The following is a 21,085-nucleotide window of genomic DNA, read 5'->3' on the forward strand; positions in this document are numbered from 1 at the left end:
GCACCAGGGTGGACATTGTTTGACGAAGATCAAACGGTGGGGCTTAGCCGCGCAGTTTGGCGAAGGCGGCGGCCATGGAGTTTTGCACTTGCGGCTCGCGTGCCTGCTGTTTTTGCTGCTGGCCCATGGCGCGGCGGTCGTTGCGGTCGCCGCGCTGTTCGGGACGGGAACCGGCCGCCGGCGCGCTGTCCGTCAGGCGCATGGTGAGGGCGATGCGCTTGCGCTTTTCGTCCACTTCGAGCACCTTGACCTTAACCACCTGGCCGGCTTTCACCACGCTGTGCGGGTCTTTGACGAAGTTGTTGGAGAGGGCGGAAATGTGCACCAGCCCATCCTGGTGCACACCGATGTCGACGAAGGCGCCAAAGGCCGCCACATTGGTCACCACGCCTTCCAGGATCATGTCGGGACGCAGATCCTTGATCTCTTCCACGCCTTCCTTGAAGGTGGCGGTGGTGAATTCGGGACGCGGGTCGCGGCCCGGTTTTTCGAGTTCGCGGATGATGTCGCTGACGGTCGGCACGCCGAATTTTTCGTCGGCATACTTGGCCGGGCTCAGGCTTTTCAGCAAGCCGGCGTCGCCGATCACGGCCTTGATCTCCTTCTTGATGTCGCCGAGGATTTTTTCCACCAGCGGATACGATTCCGGGTGCACCGCCGAAGCGTCGAGCGGATTGTCGCCGCCCAGCACGCGCAGGAAGCCGGCCGCCTGCTCGAAAGTTTTGTCGCCCAGGCGCGGCACGGCTTTCAGGCCGGCGCGCGAACTGAACGCGCCTTTCTGGTCGCGGTAGCTGACGATGCTCTGCGCCACGCTGGCCGACAAGCCGGACACGCGCGCCAGCAGCGGCGCCGAAGCGGTGTTCACATCCACGCCGACGGCGTTGACGCAATCCTCGACCACGGCGTCCAGGGTGCGCGCCAGCTGGGTCTGGCTGACATCGTGCTGGTATTGGCCGACGCCGATCGATTTCGGGTCGATTTTCACCAGCTCGGCCAGCGGGTCTTGCAGGCGGCGCGCGATCGAGACGGCGCCGCGCAAGGAAACGTCGAGTTCCGGCAGTTCGCGCGAGGCGAATTCCGAGGCCGAATACACCGAGGCGCCCGCTTCCGACACCACGATCTTGTTCATCTTCAATTCGGGCTGCTGCTTGATCAGATCCTGGGCCAGCTTGTCGGTCTCGCGCGAGGCGGTGCCGTTGCCGATCGAAATCAGCGCCACATTGTGCTTGGCCGCCAGTTGGGCCAGGGTGTGCAGGGAACCGTGCCAGTCGTTGCGCGGCTGGTGCGGATAAATCGTGGCGGTGTCGACCACCTTGCCGGTGGCGTCCACCACCGCCACCTTGACGCCGGTACGCAGGCCCGGATCCAGGCCCATGGTGGCGCGCTGGCCGGCCGGGGCCGCCAGCAGCAAGGCTTTCAGATTGGTAGCGAAAACATTGATCGCGTCGAGTTCGGCGCGTTCGCGCAGCGCGCTCATCAATTCGGTTTCCAGGTGCATGAAGCTTTTCACGCGCCAAGTCCAGCGCACCGTGTCGCCCAGCCATTTATCGGCTGCGCGGCCTTGCTGGCGGATGCCGAAGCGCGCCGCGATGCGGCCTTCGCAGGGATTGTGCGGCGCGTCCCATTTCGGTTTTTCCGCTTCCGTATCCAGGCGCAGGGTGACGTCCAGCATGCCTTCGCGCCGGCCGCGCAGCAGGGCCAGCGCGCGGTGCGAGGGAATCGCGTGGATCGCTTCCGAATAGTCGAAGTAGTCGGCGAATTTCTCGCCTTCTTCCTGCTTGCCCTCGACCACCTTGGAATCGACCACGCCGTGTTCCTGCACGTATTCGCGCAAGGATTGCAAGAGCGTAGCATCTTCGGCGAAGCGCTCCATCAGGATTTGGCGCGCGCCGTCCAGCGCCGCCTTGGCGTCGGCCACGCCGGGATTCTTGCTGCCGTCGGCCGTGGTGAAGGCGTCGCGCAGGTAGTTGGCCGCTTCGGCGTCCGGATTCAGGGCGGGATTGTCCAGCAGGGCCTCGGCCAGCGGGCTCAGGCCGGCTTCGATGGCGATCTGGGCCTTGGTGCGGCGTTTCTGCTTGTACGGCAGGTACAGGTCTTCCAGCCGGGTCTTGTCCTCGGCCAGCATGACCGCTTGCAGCAGTTCGGGCGTCATCTTGCCCTGTTCGGTGATCGAGGCCACGATGGCGGCGCGCCGCTCTTCGAGCTCGCGCAGATAGCGCAGGCGCTCTTCGAGCAGGCGCAGCTGGATATCGTCCAAGCCGCCCGTGGCTTCCTTGCGGTAGCGGGCGATGAAGGGGACGGTGGCGCCTTCGTCCAGCAGGGCGATGGCGGCGGCGACCTGGGCCGGCTTGGCGGCCAGTTCCAGGGCGAGACGTTGTTCGATAGCAGGCAGCATGTGATAGTCCTAATAGGCCAAGGCCGGAATCATAACCAATTCAAGGGATAGATAGGGGGAAAACGGGTGTGCGGTAACACTAAGTTAGAACTTTCACAAACACAGAACCATACTTGGCGGATAATATTGCGTGTTGTTGTTTTTGAACCTTCCAAACGTACATGCGCCCAATGGATTTAACCCGCGACGAAACCCGCGAAGCTCCTGCCGCTCCCACCCCTGTTCCGGCCGGCGCGCCGGGGACGCAACTGCCCTATGCCGTCGCCACCTGGTTGCAGCGGGTGGATGCGGCCGCCCATCCAAAAGCGAAGCTGACGCCGGTCGAAGCGGACCCGAAACAAAGCAGCCACCGCCTGATCTATGTGCTGGCGCCCACTAGCGGCGGCCGCCATGTGGCGCTCTGCCTGTACAAGGCGCGCCTGCGGCCGAATGGCGATGTGGCGGCCGCCACGCCGATCAGCGAAGTGTTTTCCCTGCTCTCGGCCCCGCCCACCTTCCTGGAAGCCGGCGACGATGACTTGATCCGCTTTTTTGTCGCCATGCGCAGCGGCCCGAATTCCCAGACCGGCACGGCCACCGAGCCGCGCGGCAAGATCGGCGCCGCCCTGCTGACCATGCTGTCGACCCAGGGCAAGCTGCTGTGGGCCAATTCCTGGGCCGATGTCGGCAACGGCATGGTGTATCCGATGAAAGCGGGCCCGCTGCGCGAAGCCAATCTGGCCTGGCGCGAAGAGGGCAAGGGCTTGCGCCTGGGCTGGCAGGTCGAGCCGCCCGAGGGCGCGCGCCACCCGGGCGCCGACCAGATCGACTATATGCTGCCGACCGATCCGCCCTGGTATATCGACAACCTCTCGTGCGGCGAGCTGTACCTGAACCAGGGCGGCAGCAATATCGCCCTGGCCGAGTTGCAGGCCCTGGTGGCCCAGGCGCCGCTCTTGATGCCCAACGACAAGATGCGCGTCTCCCAGCTGCTGCTGGCGCATGGCTTGCAGCACCTGATGCCGCTGCCGCAGCAGTTGCCGCAGCGCCTGCGCAAAGACGTGCAGCCGCGCCCCATTCTGCTGCTCGACAGCGCCCAACTGGCCGACGGCTCGGTGCAGCGCTGGAACGATTACGCCGTGCTGTCATACGATTACGACGGCGAGCGCGTCTCCTTCGATCCGGCGCAGCGCGTGGTGCGCCAGCGCGGCGACGTGACCGAGATCATCCAGCGCAACGAGGAGGCCGAGGCGGCCGCCCTGCACACGCTGACCGAGCTCGGTTTCCGCAAGCCGAACGCGCTGCCGCTGTCCAGCGTGCGTGGCGGCTTGCTGCTTGCTAGCCAAGCGGACTGGATCCGCTTTGCCGAAGCCGGCATCGAGACGCTGCGCGCGGCCGGCTGGCAGGTCGAGAAATCCGTCAAATACCGCTACGACTTGAGCGCCGTCGGCGACTGGTATGCTGAGGTCGAGGAAGAGGGGCCGGACAGCGGCAATGCCTGGTTCGAGCTGGAACTGGGCATCACCGTCGGCGCCGAACGCGTGCCGCTGCTGCCGGTGCTGGTGCAGATGATCCGCACGGTGCCGCAAGACTTCAACATCAAGGCCCTGGCGGCCCACGCCGACGCCGACCAGATGCTGGCCACCCTGCCCGACGGCAGCCGCGTGGCCCTGCCCTGGAAACGCGTGAAGCCGATCCTGGCGACGCTGGGCGAGCTGTATTTCAGCGAAAAAGTGCGCCATGCCGTGCGCATGGCCACGCTCGACGCGGCCCGTCTCGATGAGTTGGCGCGCAATATCGACTTCGTCTGGACCGGCGGCGAGGAATTGCGCGCCATGGGCCGCCGCCTCAACCAGTTCGCCTCGGTGCAGCGCATCGCCACCCCGGCCGGCCTGCAGGCCACGCTGCGCGACTATCAGACCGAAGGCCTGTCCTGGATGCAGTTCCTGCGCGAATACGGCCTGGCCGGCATCCTGGCCGACGATATGGGCCTGGGCAAGACGGTGCAAACCCTGGCCCACATCCTGGTGGAAAAAGAGGCGGGCCGCCTGACTCACCCGGCCCTGGTCATCGCGCCCACCAGCCTGATGGGCAACTGGCAGGACGAGGCCGCCCGCTTCGCGCCCGGCCTCAAGGTGCTGCTGCTGCAAGGCAAGGACCGGGCCCAGATGTTCGACCAGATCCCCGAAGCCGACCTGGTGCTGACCACCTATGCGCTCTTGCCGCGCGACGAGGAAAAACTGCGCGAGCACGACTTCCATCTGGTCATCCTCGACGAATCGCACTACATCAAGAACACCCGTTCCAAGGCGGCCCAGAGCGCCGGGCTGTTGCGCGCCAAGCACCGGCTCTGCCTGTCCGGCACGCCGCTGGAAAACCACCTGGGCGAGCTGTGGTCGCAATTCCACTTCCTGCTGCCCGGCCTGCTGGGCGACGAGAAGACCTTCAACACCCAGTTCCGCCATCCGATCGAGCGCCAGGACGATCCGCTGCGGCGCGCGCTCCTGAACCGCCGCATCAAGCCCTTCCTGCTGCGCCGGACCAAGGACAGCGTGGCCAAAGAGCTGCCGCCGAAAACCGAGATGGTGCGCAAGGTCGAACTGAGCGGCGGCCAGCGCGACCTGTACGAAACCGTGCGCCTGGCCATGGACCAGAAGGTGCGCGAGGAAATCGACCGCAAGGGCGTGGCGCGCAGCCAGATCGTGATCCTGGAAGCGCTGCTCAAGCTGCGCCAGGTATGCTGCGACCCGCGCCTGGTCAAATCGCTGCCGGCGCGCAAGCAGCAGGCGGCCGGGTCGGCCAAACTGGCCGACTTGATGCAGATGGTCGAGGACCTGCTCGAAGAAAACCGCAAGATCCTGGTGTTCTCGCAATTCACGTCCATGCTGGAATTGATCGAGGAAGAACTCGATGCGCGCGACATTCCGTATGCCATCCTCACCGGCGAGACCAAGGACCGCGGCGCGCAAGTGGCGGCTTTCCAGCAGGGCGCGGTGCCGATTTTCCTGATCAGTTTGAAAGCCGGCGGCGTCGGCCTCAATCTGACGGCGGCCGATACGGTAATCCACTATGATCCGTGGTGGAACCCGGCCGCTGAAAACCAGGCCACCGACCGCGCCTGGCGCATCGGTCAGGACAAACCCGTGTTTGTCTACAAGCTGATCGCCAAGGGTACGCTGGAAGAGAAGATCCAAGTCCTGCAGCAAAAGAAAGCGGATCTGGCGCAATCGGTCCTGGCGGAAGGCGAATCGCAAAAACTGGCGCTGACGCAGGAAGACCTGCAGCAGATCTTCGCCCCACTGGTGGACTGATATGAGCGAACTTGCCCAACTCCGGCTGCTGCTCGACAGCAGCAGCGATGTGCATTGGCTGATCGACTGCGCCAGCGGACGCCTGCTGTATCTGAGCGCGGCCCATGCCGCCTTCGGCTTCAGCGCCGAAGAAGCCCAGCGGCATGCCGACCAGCTGCTGGCGCAATTGCCGGCGCGGCTGGCGCGTTTCAAGGATGGCGACGCCAGCCGCCTGCGCCTGCGGCGCGAACTGGTGTTCGAGCGCGCCGACGGCAGCAGCCTGACGGTGGAAATCGAATCGCTCCTGGTGCTCGACAAGAAGGGCCAGCCGCTGCAGCTGGCCGGCGTGGTGCGCGACCTGAGCCGCCAATTGGCCGAGCGCGCCGAATGGGAAACGCAGCAGAAGCGTTTCGCCTCCATGCTGTCGCACGAATTCCGTACCCCGCTGTCGACCATCGACGGCTGCCGTGCAGCGCCTGGAAATGACGTCGGCCAATGCCGACGAAGCCACGCGCAAGCGTTACCGCAAGATCCAGGTGGCGGTGGACCGCCTGATCGCCATGATCGACGATTATCTGTCGCCCGAGCGTCTGGCCAGCATCGGCCGCAAGCGCCAGGCCAATGAAATTTCGCCCGCCGCCCTGCTCGAAACGGTGGGCGAAGCGGCGCGTATACGGCGTAACGCTATCAAGGTGGAAGTCGTTGGCTTGCCGCCATGGCTGCGTTGCGACCCGCAAGGAATGCGGCTTTGCCTGGATATTTTGCTCGATAATGCAATTAAGTACACGGCACCCGATACCGCGATAGAATTAGTAGGTAAAAAAGCAAGCGAAGGCGGGGTCGAGTTCTCGGTGATCGACCATGGTTCCGCGCTTCCCGACGAGGAAATCGCCCGTCTCGGCGAGCGCGGCTTCCGTGGCCGCGCGGCCGAAGGTATTGCCGGGTCCGGACTGGGCCTGTATATGGCGCGCGCGGTGGCGGAAGCGCACGGCGGCAGCCTGACGGCGGAAAACCTTTCTGAAAGCGGCAAAAAGTTTCGGATTTGGTTGCCGATTGCCGTTTGAGCGGGGAAATATCTTGCATAGGGCAGAACCAACCGTGATAATTCTTTGACGCAAGCCATGGGCTTGCTGAACCTATTGGAAAAACGGCGCATCAATGACGCAAATACTGATCGTGGAAGACAATCTGGAGTACGCCGAGGAGATGGCGGAATTCCTGACTGAGCTTGAACACGAAGTCCATATCACCAATAACGCCAGCGAAATGTGGTCCGCACTCAGCCAGGGCAATGTCGGCGTGGTCGTGCTCGACCTCGGCTTGCCGGACGAGGACGGGTTCAATGTCATCCCGCGCATGCGCCAGCTGTATCCGCAGATCGGTCTGCTGGTGCTGACCGGCCGCGTCGCTTTCGACAACCGCATCCTCGGCCTGCGCCTGGGCGCCGACCATTATCTGACCAAGCCCATCAAGTTCCCCGAGCTGGCCGCCCATATCGAGGCGCTCGACCGCCGCGTCGGCCCGCAGGAAGCCTTGCCCCTGCCCAGCAAGTGGACCTTGAAGGTCAGCGCGCGCCAGCTCGAATTGCAGGGCCAGGCCATCACGCTGACCGAGAAAGAGTGCAATTTCCTGCACCTGCTGACCATCAACACCCGTCCCGTGCCGCGCCAGGTCATCGTGGCCGGCATCGGCGGCGACGATCCCGATGCGGGCCGCCGCGTCGACATGCTGGTCTACCGCCTGCGCAAGAAGGCGCGCAGCGGTCTGGGCCAGGATCTGCCCCTGCGCAGCGCTTATGGCGAGGGCTATAGCCTGTCGGCCAGCTTCAATCTCTCGTAATTAGGGACAGAGTCGCCGCGATTTTTCCTTGCGCGGAATTAATTGGGGACAGAGTCAAGCAAACTGGGTAGAATCGGGCTTCCGATCTACCCTTTTTGCATTGTATGGCCCGTTTACCGCGCCTGGTCGTGCCCGGCCAGCCCCATTACCTGGTCCAGCACGGCTTGAATGGCCAGCTGGTGTGCCAGGATGCCGACGATTACCAAGCCCTGTTGGGCTGGCTGCGCAGCGCCGCGCGCAGCTATCAAGTCGCCTTGCACGCTTATGTGCTGCTGCCCGGCCAGCTCCACCTGCTGGCGACCCCGGCCACCACGGACGGCCTGGGCCAGATGATGCAGTGGGTCGGGCGCTACTATGTGCCTTACTTCAACCAGAAATACCGCCGGGCCGGCACCTTATGGCAGGGCCGCTACAAGACGGCCGTGATCGACGCCGAACACTATCTGCTGGCCTGCTGCCGCTATATCGAGTTCGCGCCGGTGCGCGCCGGGCAGGCGGCTTGGCCGCAAGACTATCCCTGGTCCAGCTACGCCCACCACGCCGGCATCAAGCCGGACGGCATGATCACCGACCATCCGTTCTATTGGGCGCTGGGCAATACGCCCTTCCAGCGCGAGGCGGCGTATAGCGAACTGGCGGGACGGGGATTGGGCAGCGCCGAGACGGCGGCCATCGAAGCGGCCGTGCTCAAAGGCTGGCCCTTGGGATCGGAGCGCTTCAAGGCGGAATTGCAGCACCGCATGAAGCGCCAGGTCTTGCCGGCGAAACGCGGCCGGCCTTTCAAGGTGAAAGACGCGGCGGCGGAATAAAAACGGCGCGCCGTTCAAGGCGCGCCGCGGATAAGCCGGCCCTGCCGGGTGGCAGGGCGTCAAAACCGGATTACCAGCCGATATCCTTCAGCAGCGGCAGGGTCAGGTCTTTCGGTGGCGTCAGCACGGTGCCCAGATCGGTGTTGATGTTGGGTTCCATCAGCAGGTTCGGGCTGGCCGTCACGTCCCAGTGCGATACCGAGGAACCGCGCGCCAGCGTGGCCGGGGTGTACAGCAGCGGACGGCCTTGGCCGTCGGCACCCGAGATACGGGTGTTGTCGATGCCGAAGGTGGCCGCCACCGTGCCCGGCTTCAGGCGCGAACCATAGGGCACGGCCGCTTTGATCGCCGCTTTCAGCGCATCGCCGGCGGCTTGGCTGACGCCGGCCGAAGGGATGGTGACGCTGCTGTCGGTGCCGCCTGGCGTGAAGGCGCCGGCCACATTATTGGCCAGCAACACGCCGACGGCGCCCGCATCCTGGGCATTTTTCACCTTGATGGCGAAGGCGCAGCCGCCGCGGCTGATGACCGGTACTTTGCCGAAGGCCGCAGCGCGGTTGGCGGCATTGAACGGGTCGCAGCCTGGACCGGCTTCACCGGCTTGCGCCGCGATATTGGCGAGCACGCCCAGGTTGCCGCTGTTAGGCACGGCTGGACCGAACAGCGAAGGGCTGAGGTCATAGACGCCGCTGCCGCCGACGGCCGGCGAGCTGGTTTTCACTTGCTGGGTCGCTTTCAGCATGGTGGCGCCGGCCACGGCGTTGGCGCCGGTCCAGGCCAGTTGCAGCGGGTTGATGGCCGATGCCTTGCGCTCGGCATTGCTCATTTGCAGCCAGCTCTTCTGCTTGGTGTTGTCGAACATGAAGCTTTCCCACACGCTCGGCAGGCCGCCGGTCGGGAAGAAGCCGCTGCCGTCGGCGGCGTAGCGGTAGCCGGTGCCGGTGTCCACGGTGGAGACGGCGAAGCCGAGGCCGTGGCCCAGCTCATGCAGCAGGGTTTCGACGAAGTTGACCTTGGTGCCGGCATTGCCGTCCAGGCCGAGGTAGAAGGGCGAGCCGTCCAGGCAGCCTGGGTTGCCCAGGTTCACATTGAACTGGGTCTTGATGTCCACATTATTGTATTCGCCTGGGGCTTCGGGTTCGTTGCCGGACAGGTTCACGCCGGCGATCTTGTTGGCCAGCGCCTGTGGATACCAGGTGCCTGGCTTGCCGCCCGGGAAGTCATGCCACAAGTTCCACGCACCGGCGCTGCCCAGCACGGCGGAGCTGGAGGTGCAAGTGAGCGCTTCCCAACCCGCGCTGACGGTGATGTCGACATTGCTTTGCAGGTTCTTTTCCCAAATATCGGCCACATAGCGGTAGACATTCAGGCGCTGCTGGCCCAGGGTGGTGCCGGTATTGCCGCCCACCGGGGCAACCGGGGTCGGGTCGTTGAAGCCCACGCCCGGCGCATCGCGGCTGGTGATGACGATTTTTGCGGCTTCGGCGCTGAAGCAGGCCAGCGCGCAAGCGGCGGCGATCAGCGAACGGGTCAGGTGACGGTTGGTCTTGGTCCGCATAAGTGTTTACTCCGTTGCAATCTGAGGGGTGACGTGGACGTGGCCGGCCTGTGCTGCGTTGTCGGCGGCGCCGTGCGAATCGAAGCATTGCTTCTGCATGCTGCCGTCCGGCAGGCGGGTCACAACGGACGAGCTCAGGAACTCATCGGTCACGCGCGCGCCGCGGGCGCCGCTGGCGTGGAATTTTTGCTGTGCCTGTGGCGCGGCGGACTGGCGCAGGCGTTTGCCGGCGTTGGCTTTCTGTTGCAGGGCGGCTTGCTCTTCGCCGGTGGCGGCGCGCAGTTCGCCGGTGACGGGATCACGCACCACGGTCAGGGCGTCGGCGCTTTGCACGGTGGATGCTTGGGCGGATTCCGCCTGGGCCGGCAGGGCGCTCAGGCCCAGCACGGCGATGCCGAGGCCAGCCAGCAGGCTGGATTTGATGGTTTTCATATGGTTCTCCTGGTATGGCGAAGCGCTCAGCCGCGCTGACGGCGGCGCAGGGCGCCAATTGCGAACAGGCCGGCGCCCAGCATCAGGAAGGACGCTGGCTCGGGAACGGCGGCGATGGACAGGTTGTCGATGCCGACATAGGTGGAGCTGTCGGCCAGGCCGTTGTAGTTGATGGCAAAGCGGCCGACCGTACCCGCGCCCAGGGCGCCGATATTGAAGGTGTACTTGGTCCAGTCGCCGGCGGCTTCAAACGAAGGCTGCAGCACGAAGTCGTTGGCGGCGCTGCCGCCTTTGCTCAGGCCGAAAGAGATGTGGTCGCTGAAGCCCGCTTCATTGGCGCCGCGCACCCACAGCGAGATCGACACGTTCTTGGCGGTCGAGAATTCTGGGGTGATCAGCCAGTTGTTCAGGACGCCACCTTCGGCTGCGCTGCCAAAGCTGGCGGCAGCGTAAGAATTGGCCGCGCCCGATTGGGCGTGGAAGACCTTGCTATTGCCTTGGAACCAGCTATTCGAGCCAACAGGCGAGCTGGCATTGTTGAAGACCCAGCCGGACGCGCCGAGGGCGTCGACATTGTTGAAGTTTTCTTGCAGTAACACGTCGGCCTGAGCCGAGGCAGCCGCGCCCAGTAACACCAGGGCACTGAGAGTAGTTTTAATCATTGCGCTATAGCCTCCAAAAGTTGTGCGGGACGCCGTTGGGCAGCGTCCCAGGGACGGGTACTGTAGAAACATCTTTCAAGAAATCCGGGGTTCCCTTTAGAAATTTTCTACATAATTTCCACCAAGCAAAAAATATGCCAAATTTAACAAGTCCTTGATTTAACACAAAGACTATTGAAATATTTTGGTAATTTTTACAAAAGTGTAATTTTTCCCGACAGTTGACGCAATGCTAAATGTAACAAGACGTTTCAATTACACAACAACGCCTTTGCTGCATAGCGCCATGAGTCAGCTGCCGCGCCAAAGTGGCGCTTGCGCGCTGCAAGCTGGTGCACGGGAGGTGTGAGGAGGACGATTTGGCCGGGCATTTAACCCACGCTTCAGAGGAAGGCGAGGGAATTCCAGCGGTTCACTCATCACTCTGTCCCTAATTAATTATTTATCTCATCTCCTGCAATTTAATTCGACTCCGACCCTAATTGTTTTTGTTGAGTTTTTTGTTGCGTTGCACTACTCTGAATTTTCAATATTCCAAATAAGCTTCGGAGAAACGCATGAAAGCGCAAGGTTTGTACGACCCAGCCAATGAACATGACGCCTGCGGTGTCGGATTCGTTGCTCATATAAAGGGCAGCAAAAGCCACTCCATCATCGAGCAGGGCCTGCTGATCCTGAAAAATCTCGACCACAGGGGCGCGGTGGGCGCGGACAAACTGATGGGCGACGGCGCCGGCATCCTGATCCAGATTCCGGACCAGTTCTACCGCGATGAAATGGCGAAGCAGGGCGTGGAACTGCCGCCGCCGGGCGAATATGGGGTCGGCATGGTCTTCCTGCCCAAGGAAAACGCCTCGCGCATCGCTTGCGAACAGGAAATCGAGCGCGCCGTGCGCATCGAAGGCCAGGTGGTGCTGGGCTGGCGCAATGTGCCGATCGACACCGAAATGCCGATGTCGCCCCTGGTGCGCGCCAAGGAGCCGGTGATCCGCCAGATATTCATCGGCCGCGGCCCGGACATCATGGTGACCGACGCGCTGGAGCGCAAGCTGTATGTGATCCGGAAATCCTCGGGCCACGCCATCCAGGCTTTGAAGCTGATCCACGGCAAGGAATTCTTCGTGCCCTCGATGTCGGCCCGCACCGTGGTCTACAAGGGCTTGCTGCTGGCCGACCAGGTCGGCGTGTATTACAAGGACTTGCAGGATGCGCGCTGCATTTCGGCGCTGGCGCTGGTGCACCAGCGCTTCTCCACCAATACCTTCCCGGAATGGCCGCTGTCCCACCCCTACCGCCTGATCGCCCACAACGGCGAAATCAATACGGTGAAGGGCAATTTCAACTGGATGCGCGCGCGCGAAGGCGTGATGAAGTCGGCCGTGCTGGGCGAAGATCTGGGCAAGCTGTTCCCACTGATCTATGAAGGCCAATCCGACACCGCCTGCTTCGACAATGCGCTGGAACTGCTGCTGATGGCGGGCTACCCGATCGCCCAGGCCATGATGATGATGATTCCCGAAGCCTGGGAAAACCACGGCCTGATGGACGATAACCGCCGCGCTTTCTACGAATACCACGCCGCCATGATGGAGCCATGGGACGGCCCGGCCGCCATGGCCTTCACCGACGGCCGCTATATCGGCGGCACCCTGGACCGCAACGGCCTGCGCCCGGCGCGCTACATCGTCACCGACGACGATCTGGTGGTGATGGCTTCCGAATCGGGCGTGCTGCCGATTCCCGAATCCAAGATCATCCAGAAATGGCGCCTGCAGCCGGGCAAGATGTTCCTGATCGACCTCGAAGCGGGCCGCATCATCGACGATAAAGAGCTGAAAGATACTTACGCCAACGCCAAGCCCTACAAAGCCTGGATCAACGCCGTACGCATCAAGCTCGACGAACTCAAGCTCAGCGAAAGCCAGCTCCAGCATAATGTCGCCAAATATGGCACGGCCCCCGGCGAGAAGCAGGTGGCTTCCGTGCTGGACCGCCAGCAAGCCTTCGGCTACACCCAGGAAGACCTGCGCTTCCTGATGGCGCCGATGGCCGCCGCCGGCGAGGAAGCCGTGGGTTCCATGGGCAACGACTCGCCGCTGGCCGTCATGTCCAACAAGCTGAAACCGCTGTATAACTATTTCAAGCAGCTGTTCGCCCAGGTCACCAACCCGCCGATCGACCCGATCCGCGAAGCGATGGTGATGTCCCTGGTGTCCTTCATCGGCCCGAAACCGAACCTGCTCGACACCAATAACGTCAACCCGCCGATGCGCCTGGAAGTGGCGCAGCCGGTGCTCGGCTTCGACGATATGGCGCGCCTGCGCAATATCAGCCAGCACACGGGCGGCAAGTTCAAGTCGTATGAGCTGAGCATTTGCTACCCGCTGGCCTGGGGCAAGGAAGGGGTGGAAGCCTGTCTCGCCTCGCTGTGCGCTGAGGCGGTCGATGCCGTCAAATCCGGCCACAACATCCTGATCGTGTCCGACCGCTCGATCTGCGCCGACCGCGTCGCCATCCCGGCCCTGCTGGCCACCTCGGCTATCCACCAGCATCTGGTGAGCAAGGGCTTGCGCGCTTCCACCGGCCTGGTGGTGGAAACCGGCTCGGCCCGCGAAACCCACCACTTCGCCCTGCTGGCCGGCTATGGCGCGGAAGCGGTCCACCCCTATCTGGCGCTGGAAACCCTGATGGAACTGGCGCACGGCATGCCGGGCGACCTGTCGGGCGAGCAGGCGGTGTACAACTACACCAAGGCCATCGGCAAAGGGCTGATGAAGGTGATGTCGAAGATGGGCATCTCCACCTATATGTCGTATTGCGGCGCGCAGATTTTCGAAGCGATCGGCTTGAATAAATCCCTGGTCGACAAATACTTCAAGGGCACGGCCTCGAATGTGGAAGGCATCGGCCTGTTCGAAGTGGCCGAAGAAGGCTTGCGCCTGCACAACCTGGCTTTCGGCAACGATCCGCTGCTAGCCGACGCCCTCGACGCGGGCGGCGAATACGCCTACCGCGTGCGCGGCGAAGACCATCTGTGGACGCCGGACGCCATCGCCAAGCTGCAGCACTCGACGCGCGCCAACAACTACTCCACCTATAAAGAATATGCCCAGATCATCAACGACCAGAGCCGCCGCCACCTGACCCTGCGCGGCCTGTTCGAATTCAAGCTCGACCCGTCCAAAGCCATTCCGCTCGACGAGGTGGAGCCGGCGAAAGAGATCGTCAAGCGCTTCGCCACCGGCGCCATGTCGCTCGGCTCGATCAGTACCGAAGCCCACGCCACGCTGGCGATTGCCATGAACCGCATCGGCGGCAAGTCGAACACGGGCGAGGGCGGCGAAGATCCGGCACGCTACCTCAATGAACTGAAGGGCATCCCGATCAAGGTCGGCGAAACCATGGCCTCCGTGCTGGGCAAGGACCGCGTGGCGGCCGATATCCCCTTGCAAGAGGGCGACTCGCTGCGTTCGCGCATCAAGCAGGTGGCCTCGGGCCGCTTCGGCGTGACGGCGGCTTACCTGAATTCGGCCGACCAGATCCAGATCAAGATGGCCCAGGGCGCCAAGCCGGGCGAGGGCGGCCAGTTGCCGGGCCACAAGGTGTCGGAATACATCGCCACCCTGCGCTTCTCGGTGCCGGGCGTGGGCCTGATTTCGCCGCCGCCGCACCACGATATCTACTCGATCGAAGATTTGGCCCAGCTTATCCACGACCTCAAGAACGCCAATCCGAGCGCCTCGATCTCGGTCAAGCTGGTGTCGGAAGTGGGCATCGGCACGGTGGCGGCCGGCGTCACCAAGGCCAAGGCCGACCACGTGGTGGTGGCCGGTCATGACGGCGGCACCGGCGCCTCGCCGTTGTCCTCGGTCAAGCATGCCGGCACGCCCTGGGAACTGGGCCTGGCGGAAACCCAGCAGACCCTGGTGCTCAACGGCTTGCGCAGCCGCATCCGCGTCCAGGCCGACGGCCAGATGCGCACCGGCCGCGACGTCGTCATCGCCGCCATGCTGGGCGCCGACGAGATCGGTTTCGCCACGGCGCCCCTGGTGGTCGAAGGCTGCATCATGATGCGCAAATGCCATCTGAACACCTGCCCGGTCGGCGTCGCCACGCAAGACCCGGAACTGCGCGCCAAATTCCAGGGCAAGCCCGAGTATGTGGTGAATTACTTCTTCTTCGTGGCCGAAGAGGCGCGCCAGTTGATGGCCCAGCTCGGCATCCGCACGTTCGACGCATTGATCGGCCGCGCCGACCTGCTCGACAAATCGAAAGCCATCGCGCACTGGAAGGCGCAAGGCCTGGACTTCACGAATATCTTCTACCAGCCCAAGGCCAAGGAAGGCATGAGCATCTTCCACACGGAAGAGCAGGACCACGGCCTCGACCGTGCCCTCGACCATAAGCTGGTGGCCCAGGCCAAGGCCGCGCTGGAAAAAGGCGAACGCGTCTCCTTCATCTCGCCGGTGCGCAACGTCAACCGCACGGTCGGCACCATGCTGTCGGGCGAGGTGGTGAAGCGCTACGGCCATGCCGGCCTGCCAGACGACACCATCCACATCCAGTTGCAGGGCACGGCCGGCCAGTCCGCCGCCGCCTTCCTGGCGCACGGCATCACGCTCGATCTGGTGGGCGAGGGCAACGACTATGTGGGCAAGGGCTTGTCGGGCGGGCGCATCATCGTGCGCCCGAACACCGAGTTCCGCGGCTGGGCCGTAAACAACATCATCATCGGCAATACCGTGCTGTACGGCGCGATTGCCGGCGAAGCCTTCTTCAACGGCGTGGCCGGCGAACGTTTTGCCGTGCGCAATTCCGGCGCCACCACCGTGGTCGAAGGCTTGGGCGACCATGGCTGCGAATACATGACGGGCGGCACCGTGGTGGTGCTGGGCGCCACCGGCCGCAACTTCGCGGCCGGCATGTCGGGCGGCATCGCCTATGTCTACGACCCCGATGGTGAGTTCGGCCGCAAATGCAATCTGTCCATGGTCAGCCTGGAAGAGGTGCTGCCTGCCGCCGAGCAGATGGTCGACAAGTCCACCTGGCACAGCCAGCGCCGCGATGGCGAGCCGGAGGCCGACGAGACCATCCTCAAGCGCTTGATCGAGCGCCACTTCAAGTACACCGGCAGCACGCGCGCCCGCCTGTTGCTCGACAACTGGGCCGAGAGCCGGGGCAAGTTCATCAAGGTCTTCCCCAGCGAATACAAGCGCGCCCTGGTGGAGCTGGCCGACAACGCCGCCATCGAAGCGGAAACCCAGGCCATCGCCGCCTAATCAGGCCGACCCAGGAATTGAAAGGATAGCAAAGTGGGAAAAATCACCGGTTTCATGGAATTCCAGCGCCAGGAAGAGGGCTATCTGCCCGTCGCGGCGCGCGTCAAAAACTATAAAGAGTTCGTGCTGCACCTGAACCACGAGCAGGCCAAGCTGCAGGGCGCGCGCTGCATGGATTGCGGCATCCCTTTCTGCAACTCGGGTTGCCCGGTCAATAACATCATCCCGGACTGGAATGACCTGGTGTACCGCGGCCACTACCGCGAAGCGCTGAATGTGCTGCACTCGACCAATAACTTCCCCGAGTTCACGGGCCGCATCTGCCCGGCGCCCTGCGAAACGGCGTGCACGCTTGGCATCAACAACGATCCGGTCGGCATCAAGTCGATCGAGCACAAGATCATCGACGAAGGCTGGGAACACGGCTGGGTCGTGCCGCAGCCGCCGGCCCACAAAACCGGCAAGAAAGTGGCCGTGGTCGGTTCCGGCCCGGCCGGCCTGGCGGCGGCCCAGCAACTGGCGCGCGCCGGCCACGCCGTCACCGTGTTCGAGAAGAGCGACCGCATCGGCGGCCTGCTGCGCTACGGCATCCCCGACTTCAAGCTCGAAAAAGCGCATATCGACCGCCGCGTCGAACAGATGGAAGCCGAAGGCGTGACTTTCCGCACCTCGGTGCTGATCGGCAAGGATTTCCCGGCCACGGTGAACAACTGGGCCAAGGAAACTATCTTCCCCGAAGACCTCGACAAGGAATTCGACGCCGTGGTGCTGGCCGGCGGCGCCGAACAGCCGCGCGACCTGCCGGTGCCGGGCCGCGAGCTCAAGGGCATCCACTTCGCCATGGACTTCCTGCCGCAGCAGAACAAGGTCAACGCGGGCGACAAGGTCAAGGACCAGATTAAGGCCGCCGGCAAGCACGTGGTCGTGATCGGTGGCGGCGACACCGGTTCCGACTGCGTCGGCACCTCGAACCGCCACGGCGCGGCCGGCGTCACCCAGTTCGAACTGCTGCCCATGCCGCCCGAGCAGGAAAACAAGCCCCTGGTCTGGCCCTACTGGCCAACCAAGCTGCGCAGCTCCTCCTCGCACGAGGAAGGCTGCGAGCGCGACTGGGCCGTCGCCACCAAGCGCTTCGAAGGCAAGGGCGGCAAGGTCGAGAAGCTGATCGCCTGCCGCGTCGAATGGAAAGACGGTAAGATGAGCGAAGTGCCCAACTCCGAATTCGAGGTGAAAGCCGACCTGGTGCTGCTGGCCATGGGTTTTGTATCCCCTGTGCAACAAGTTCTCGATGCCTTCCAGGTCGACAAGGATGCCCGCGGCAACGCCCGCGCCACGACCGACGGCGCCGGCTGCTACCAAACTTCGGTAAAAGGCGTGTTTGCCGCCGGCGACATGCGCCGCGGCCAATCCCTGGTGGTCTGGGCCATCCGCGAAGGCCGCCAATGCGCGCGCGAAGTCGACGCCTACCTCATGGGCCATAGCCAGCTCCCCCGCTAAGTCCCCACCCACAGTCCAGCCCGTGTCCACCTTGGTGCCAGGCACCAAAGTGGACACGGGCTCGGCAGCACTATCGCAAGTTTCTGCCCTGGCCGTATTGCTGAACTCGTGTCCACCTGGTGCCTGGCACCAAGGTGGACATTGTGCTATGCAGCAATGGAAAACTGTTTTCCAGATGTAACTTGCTGACTTTACGGTTAGTAATGTTGTATCATGTACATTCTGTCGTGCTGGCGCTTGCCCACTTTTGGGGAGTCTTAAGCAGAGGATAGCGTTTCTGCACTACAATATGGCCTTAAAAATAAAGAGCTAGCCTGTGCCTAATCTTGTCGAAATCCGTGATTTACACTTCTCCTATGGGAAGCGGAGCATTCTCTCCGGCCTCCATATGGACTTTCCACGTGGAAAGGTTGTGGCCGTCATGGGCGGTTCCGGCAGCGGTAAGACCACGGTGCTGCGCCTGATCGGCGGCCAGTTGCGCCCGCAAAAAGGGGCGGTGAATGTGGACGGCCAGATCGTCCACAAGCTGAAAACCAGCGATCTGTATCTGTTGCGCCGCAAAATGGGCATGCTGTTCCAGCATGGCGCCCTGTTTACCGACCTGACCGTCTACGATAACGTCGCCTTCCCGCTGCGCGAGCATACTGATTTGCCGGAAGAGCTGATCCGCGACCTGGTGCTGATGAAGCTGCACGCCGTCGGCCTGCGCAATGCCGCCAAGCTCAAGCCGGGCGAGATTTCCGGCGGCATGGCGCGCCGCGTCGCGCTGGCGCGCTCCATCGCGCTCGATCCGCAACTGATTATGTATGACGAGCCGTTTGCCGGCCTCGACCCGATCTCGATGGGCGTGACCGCCAACCTGATCCGCAACCTGAACGATGCGCTCGGCTCGACCTCGATCCTGGTGTCGCACGATGTGAAGGAATCCTTCCTGATCGCCGACTATGTGTATTTCCTGTCGCAGGGCAAGATCGTGGCCCACGGCACGCCGCAAGAGATGACGGTGTCCACCGACCCCTATGTAAAACAGTTCGTGCACGCCGAGGCCGATGGCCCCGTGCCCTTCCACTACCCGGGCAAGACCCTGGCGGAAGACCTGGGCCTGGGAGGCCGTCCATGATTACCCGCGTCCTCGGCAATATGGGCGCCACCCTGCGCGACTACGTGGAAAGCCTGGGTTACGCCACCCGCACCTTCTTCGCCATGCTGGGCCTGTCGGTCGGCCTGCTGCGCCGTCCGCGCCTGGTGGTCGAGCAACTGCACTTCATCGGCAATTATTCGATGCTCATCATCACCCTGTCCGGCCTCTTCGTCGGCATGGTGCTGGGGCTGCAAGGCTATTACACGCTGAATAAATACGGCGCGTCCGAGTCGCTGGGCCTGCTGGTCGCCCTCGGCCTGACGCGCGAGCTGGGTCCGGTCATCACGGCCCTGTTGTTCGCCGGCCGCGCCGGCACCTCGCTGACGGCCGAAATCGGCCTGATGAAGGCGGGCGAGCAGTTGTCGGCCATGGAAATGATGGCCGTCAACCCGATCGCGCGCGTGCTGGCGCCGCGCTTCTGGGCCGGCGTGCTGGCCGTGCCGCTGCTGGCCTCGATCTTCAGCGCCGTGGGCGTGCTGGGCGGCTATCTGGTCGGCGTGCAGCTGATTGGCGTCGACGACGGCGCTTTCTGGTCGCAGATGCAGGGCGGGGTGGATATCTGGAAAGACGTGTTCAATGGCTTCGTCAAGAGCGTGGTCTTCGGCGTCGCCATCACCTTCATCGCGCTGTACCAGGGTTATGAAGCGAAACCGACGCCGGAAGACGTGGCCGGCGCCACGACGCGTAGCGTGGTGGTGTCCTCGCTGATGATCTGGTGGCTCGATTTCATGCTGACGGCCTTGATGTTCAGCAAGTAAGTTAATAAATTTAAGCAATAAGTTGACGCAATAAGCTGGCGGGCGCGCTGCGCCGCCATAAAACGATAGGATTGTTCTATGCAACGTAAATCTCTGGATATCTGGGTGGGCCTGTTCGTCGCGATCGGCGTGGCCGCACTGATGTTCCTGGCGCTCAAGGCGGGCAATATGAGCTCGATGTCCTTCGCCCAGACTTATGACATCACCGCCAAGTTCGACAATATCGGCAGCCTGCGCCGCCAGGCGGCCGTCAAGGCCTCGGGGGTGGTTGTGGGCCGCGTGGCCGACATCACTTTCGACGACAAGACGTATAAGGCGCTGGTTACGCTGCGCATGGAAGCGGGCTACAAATTCCCGAAAGACAGCTCGGCCAAGATCCTGACCTCCGGTTTGCTGGGCGAGCAATACATCGGCATCGAAGCGGGCGGCGACCTGGCCAATCTGGCTGGCGGCGACAAGATTGCCCGCACCCAATCGGCCGCCGTGCTGGAAGACTTGATCAATCAATTTATCTACAGCAAGGCCGCCGAAGGAAAGGATAGCAAATAATGCAAAAAGCCACTCCCTTCAAGCTGCGCCAGCTGGCGCTGGTGCTCGCCGCGAGCGCCGCGCTGACCGGCTGCGCCAGCACCAATCCGCGCGACCCGTATGAAGGCTTCAACCGCGCCGTCTTCAAATTCAACGACGCCGTCGACCAGGCCGCGCTGAAACCGGCCGCCACGGTCTACAAGAACGTGTTGCCGGGCTTCGTGCAGACCGGCGTCGGCAATTTCTTCGGCAATCTGGCCGATGTGTGGACCGCCGCCAATAACCTGATGCAGGGTAAGGGCGAGGAAGGCATGTCGGACGTGATGCGCGTGGCCATCAACTCGACTTTCGGCCTGCTGGGCGTGCTCGACATCGCGTCCGAAGCCGGCCTGAAAAAGCATAAGGAAGACTTCGGCCAGACCCTGGGCGCCTGGGGCGTGCCGTCCGGTCCTTACGTGATGCTGCCGCTGCTGGGCCCGTCCACCGTGCGCGACACGGTCGGCTTGCCGCTCGACATCGCCGCCGACCCCTGGGTCCACAACCGGAATATGCGCGTGCGCAATGTCGGCACCGCCGTGCGCGTGGTCGACCAGCGCGCCGCCCTGCTCGACGCCTCCACCTTGCTGGAAGACGCCGCGCTGGACCGCTATGAATTCATCCGCGACGGCTTCCTGCAAGCGCGCGAAAACCGGGTCAACGATGGCGAAGACCAGCCGCGCCACAATGTGTGGCCGCTGAAGGCCAAGCCGGCGGCCGAGGACAAGCCGGCCGGCTCCAGCCCGGAAGCCAAGCCGGAAAGCAAGTCCGACGCCGCGCCGGCCGAAGGCAAGCCGGCGACGGCCCAAGCTGACAGCGAAGCGATGGCGCCTCAGGCTATAATGCCGCCACAGGCTGCCAATACGGCCAGCCTGTAATTGC

At 63.3% G+C, this 21,085-nt stretch carries 15 protein-coding genes; 11 read left to right on the forward strand and 4 right to left on the reverse strand.

Translation table 11 applies throughout. The annotated features are described in order from the left end of the window. Positions 1 to 43: 43 nt before the first annotated feature. Positions 44 to 2,395 (reverse strand): Tex family protein, encoded by a 2,352-nt coding sequence (locus FHS03_RS02145; RefSeq protein WP_183439362.1) that lies wholly within the window; start codon positions 2,393 to 2,395, stop codon positions 44 to 46. 170 nt (positions 2,396 to 2,565) lie between these two features. Here FHS03_RS02145 and FHS03_RS02150 point away from each other — a divergent pair, with 170 nt between their 5' ends. The 5 genes from FHS03_RS02150 (at position 2,566) to FHS03_RS02165 (ending at position 8,312) form a co-directional block, all read left to right on the forward strand. Further along, on the forward strand, positions 2,566 to 5,685 hold the full coding sequence (locus FHS03_RS02150; RefSeq protein WP_183439363.1) for a DEAD/DEAH box helicase: 3,120 nt from the start codon (positions 2,566 to 2,568) through the stop codon (positions 5,683 to 5,685). 1 nt (position 5,686) lies between these two features. Continuing rightward, positions 5,687 to 6,289, forward strand: a complete 603-nt coding sequence (locus FHS03_RS27975) for a PAS domain S-box protein (RefSeq protein ID WP_229426015.1) — start codon at positions 5,687 to 5,689, stop codon at positions 6,287 to 6,289. Continuing rightward, positions 6,225 to 6,728 (forward strand): sensor histidine kinase, encoded by a 504-nt coding sequence (locus FHS03_RS27980; protein WP_229426016.1) that lies wholly within the window; start codon positions 6,225 to 6,227, stop codon positions 6,726 to 6,728. Before FHS03_RS27975 ends, FHS03_RS27980 begins: the two co-directional genes overlap by 65 nt. 94 nt (positions 6,729 to 6,822) lie before the next feature. Further along, complete coding sequence (locus FHS03_RS02160; RefSeq protein WP_050410646.1) at positions 6,823 to 7,503, forward strand: response regulator transcription factor; 681 nt, start codon at positions 6,823 to 6,825, stop codon at positions 7,501 to 7,503. A gap of 104 nt (positions 7,504 to 7,607) precedes the next feature. Continuing rightward, positions 7,608 to 8,312 (forward strand): transposase, encoded by a 705-nt coding sequence (locus FHS03_RS02165; protein ID WP_183439364.1) that lies wholly within the window; start codon positions 7,608 to 7,610, stop codon positions 8,310 to 8,312. Positions 8,313 to 8,382: 70 nt separating this feature from the next. Here the strand turns inward: FHS03_RS02165 and FHS03_RS02170 are convergent, their stop codons facing one another. The 3 genes from FHS03_RS02170 to FHS03_RS02180 are packed head-to-tail and all read right to left on the reverse strand — an operon-like array spanning position 8,383 to position 10,964. Beyond that, positions 8,383 to 9,870, reverse strand: coding sequence for a PA domain-containing protein (locus tag FHS03_RS02170; protein ID WP_183439365.1), 1,488 nt, complete (start codon positions 9,868 to 9,870; stop codon positions 8,383 to 8,385). A gap of 6 nt (positions 9,871 to 9,876) precedes the next feature. Continuing rightward, positions 9,877 to 10,302 carry a post-PEP-CTERM-1 domain-containing protein gene (locus tag FHS03_RS02175; protein WP_183439366.1) on the reverse strand — a complete coding sequence of 142 codons (426 nt, stop codon included), beginning with the start codon at positions 10,300 to 10,302 and terminating at the stop codon, positions 9,877 to 9,879. A 26-nt stretch (positions 10,303 to 10,328) separates the two neighbouring features. Further along, complete coding sequence (locus FHS03_RS02180) at positions 10,329 to 10,964, reverse strand: choice-of-anchor J family PEP-CTERM protein (protein WP_183439367.1); 636 nt, start codon at positions 10,962 to 10,964, stop codon at positions 10,329 to 10,331. Positions 10,965 to 11,521: 557 nt separating this feature from the next. Here FHS03_RS02180 and FHS03_RS02185 point away from each other — a divergent pair. The 6 genes from FHS03_RS02185 (at position 11,522) to FHS03_RS02210 (ending at position 21,081) form a co-directional block, all read left to right on the forward strand. Continuing rightward, positions 11,522 to 16,243, forward strand: a complete 4,722-nt coding sequence (locus FHS03_RS02185; RefSeq protein WP_183439368.1) for a glutamate synthase-related protein — start codon at positions 11,522 to 11,524, stop codon at positions 16,241 to 16,243. A 33-nt stretch (positions 16,244 to 16,276) separates the two neighbouring features. Further along, positions 16,277 to 17,740: a glutamate synthase subunit beta gene (locus FHS03_RS02190; RefSeq protein ID WP_183439369.1), complete on the forward strand. Its 1,464-nt coding sequence runs from the start codon at positions 16,277 to 16,279 to the stop codon at positions 17,738 to 17,740. Between the two features lie 316 nt (positions 17,741 to 18,056). After that, a complete protein-coding gene (locus tag FHS03_RS02195) occupies positions 18,057 to 18,860 on the forward strand; it encodes an ABC transporter ATP-binding protein (protein ID WP_183439370.1) in 804 nt (267 codons plus the stop codon). After that, positions 18,857 to 19,639, forward strand: coding sequence for a lipid asymmetry maintenance ABC transporter permease subunit MlaE (gene mlaE / locus FHS03_RS02200; protein WP_050410660.1), 783 nt, complete (start codon positions 18,857 to 18,859; stop codon positions 19,637 to 19,639). The genes FHS03_RS02195 and mlaE overlap by 4 nt, the downstream gene beginning before the upstream one ends. Positions 19,640 to 19,717: 78 nt before the next feature. Then, positions 19,718 to 20,188, forward strand: a complete 471-nt coding sequence (gene mlaD, locus FHS03_RS02205) for an outer membrane lipid asymmetry maintenance protein MlaD (RefSeq protein ID WP_183439371.1) — start codon at positions 19,718 to 19,720, stop codon at positions 20,186 to 20,188. Continuing rightward, entirely contained in the window at positions 20,188 to 21,081 is an 894-nt protein-coding gene (locus FHS03_RS02210) for an MlaA family lipoprotein (RefSeq protein WP_183439372.1), read from the forward strand. The genes mlaD and FHS03_RS02210 overlap by 1 nt, the downstream gene beginning before the upstream one ends. Positions 21,082 to 21,085 lie beyond the last annotated feature (4 nt).

Origin of the sequence: Pseudoduganella violacea, from assembly GCF_014191875.1 — a bacterium.
Classification (GTDB): Bacteria; Pseudomonadota; Gammaproteobacteria; order Burkholderiales; family Burkholderiaceae_D; genus Rugamonas; species Rugamonas violacea_A.

What these genes read in the sequence shown, in the direction of transcription:
- FHS03_RS02145 (WP_183439362.1), bottom strand. Translation starts at nt 2,395, where the DNA reads ATGCTGCCTGCTATCGAACAACGTCTCGCCCTGGAACTGGCCGCCAAG.
- FHS03_RS02150 (WP_183439363.1), top strand. Translation starts at nt 2,566, where the DNA reads ATGGATTTAACCCGCGACGAAACCCGCGAAGCTCCTGCCGCTCCCACC.
- FHS03_RS27975 (WP_229426015.1), top strand. Translation starts at nt 5,687, where the DNA reads ATGAGCGAACTTGCCCAACTCCGGCTGCTGCTCGACAGCAGCAGCGAT.
- FHS03_RS27980 (WP_229426016.1), top strand. Translation starts at nt 6,225, where the DNA reads ATGATCGACGATTATCTGTCGCCCGAGCGTCTGGCCAGCATCGGCCGC.
- FHS03_RS02160 (WP_050410646.1), top strand. Translation starts at nt 6,823, where the DNA reads ATGACGCAAATACTGATCGTGGAAGACAATCTGGAGTACGCCGAGGAG.
- FHS03_RS02165 (WP_183439364.1), top strand. Translation starts at nt 7,608, where the DNA reads ATGGCCCGTTTACCGCGCCTGGTCGTGCCCGGCCAGCCCCATTACCTG.
- FHS03_RS02170 (WP_183439365.1), bottom strand. Translation starts at nt 9,870, where the DNA reads ATGCGGACCAAGACCAACCGTCACCTGACCCGTTCGCTGATCGCCGCC.
- FHS03_RS02175 (WP_183439366.1), bottom strand. Translation starts at nt 10,302, where the DNA reads ATGAAAACCATCAAATCCAGCCTGCTGGCTGGCCTCGGCATCGCCGTG.
- FHS03_RS02180 (WP_183439367.1), bottom strand. Translation starts at nt 10,964, where the DNA reads ATGATTAAAACTACTCTCAGTGCCCTGGTGTTACTGGGCGCGGCTGCC.
- FHS03_RS02185 (WP_183439368.1), top strand. Translation starts at nt 11,522, where the DNA reads ATGAAAGCGCAAGGTTTGTACGACCCAGCCAATGAACATGACGCCTGC.
- mlaE (WP_050410660.1), top strand. Translation starts at nt 18,857, where the DNA reads ATGATTACCCGCGTCCTCGGCAATATGGGCGCCACCCTGCGCGACTAC.
- mlaD (WP_183439371.1), top strand. Translation starts at nt 19,718, where the DNA reads ATGCAACGTAAATCTCTGGATATCTGGGTGGGCCTGTTCGTCGCGATC.
- FHS03_RS02210 (WP_183439372.1), top strand. Translation starts at nt 20,188, where the DNA reads ATGCAAAAAGCCACTCCCTTCAAGCTGCGCCAGCTGGCGCTGGTGCTC.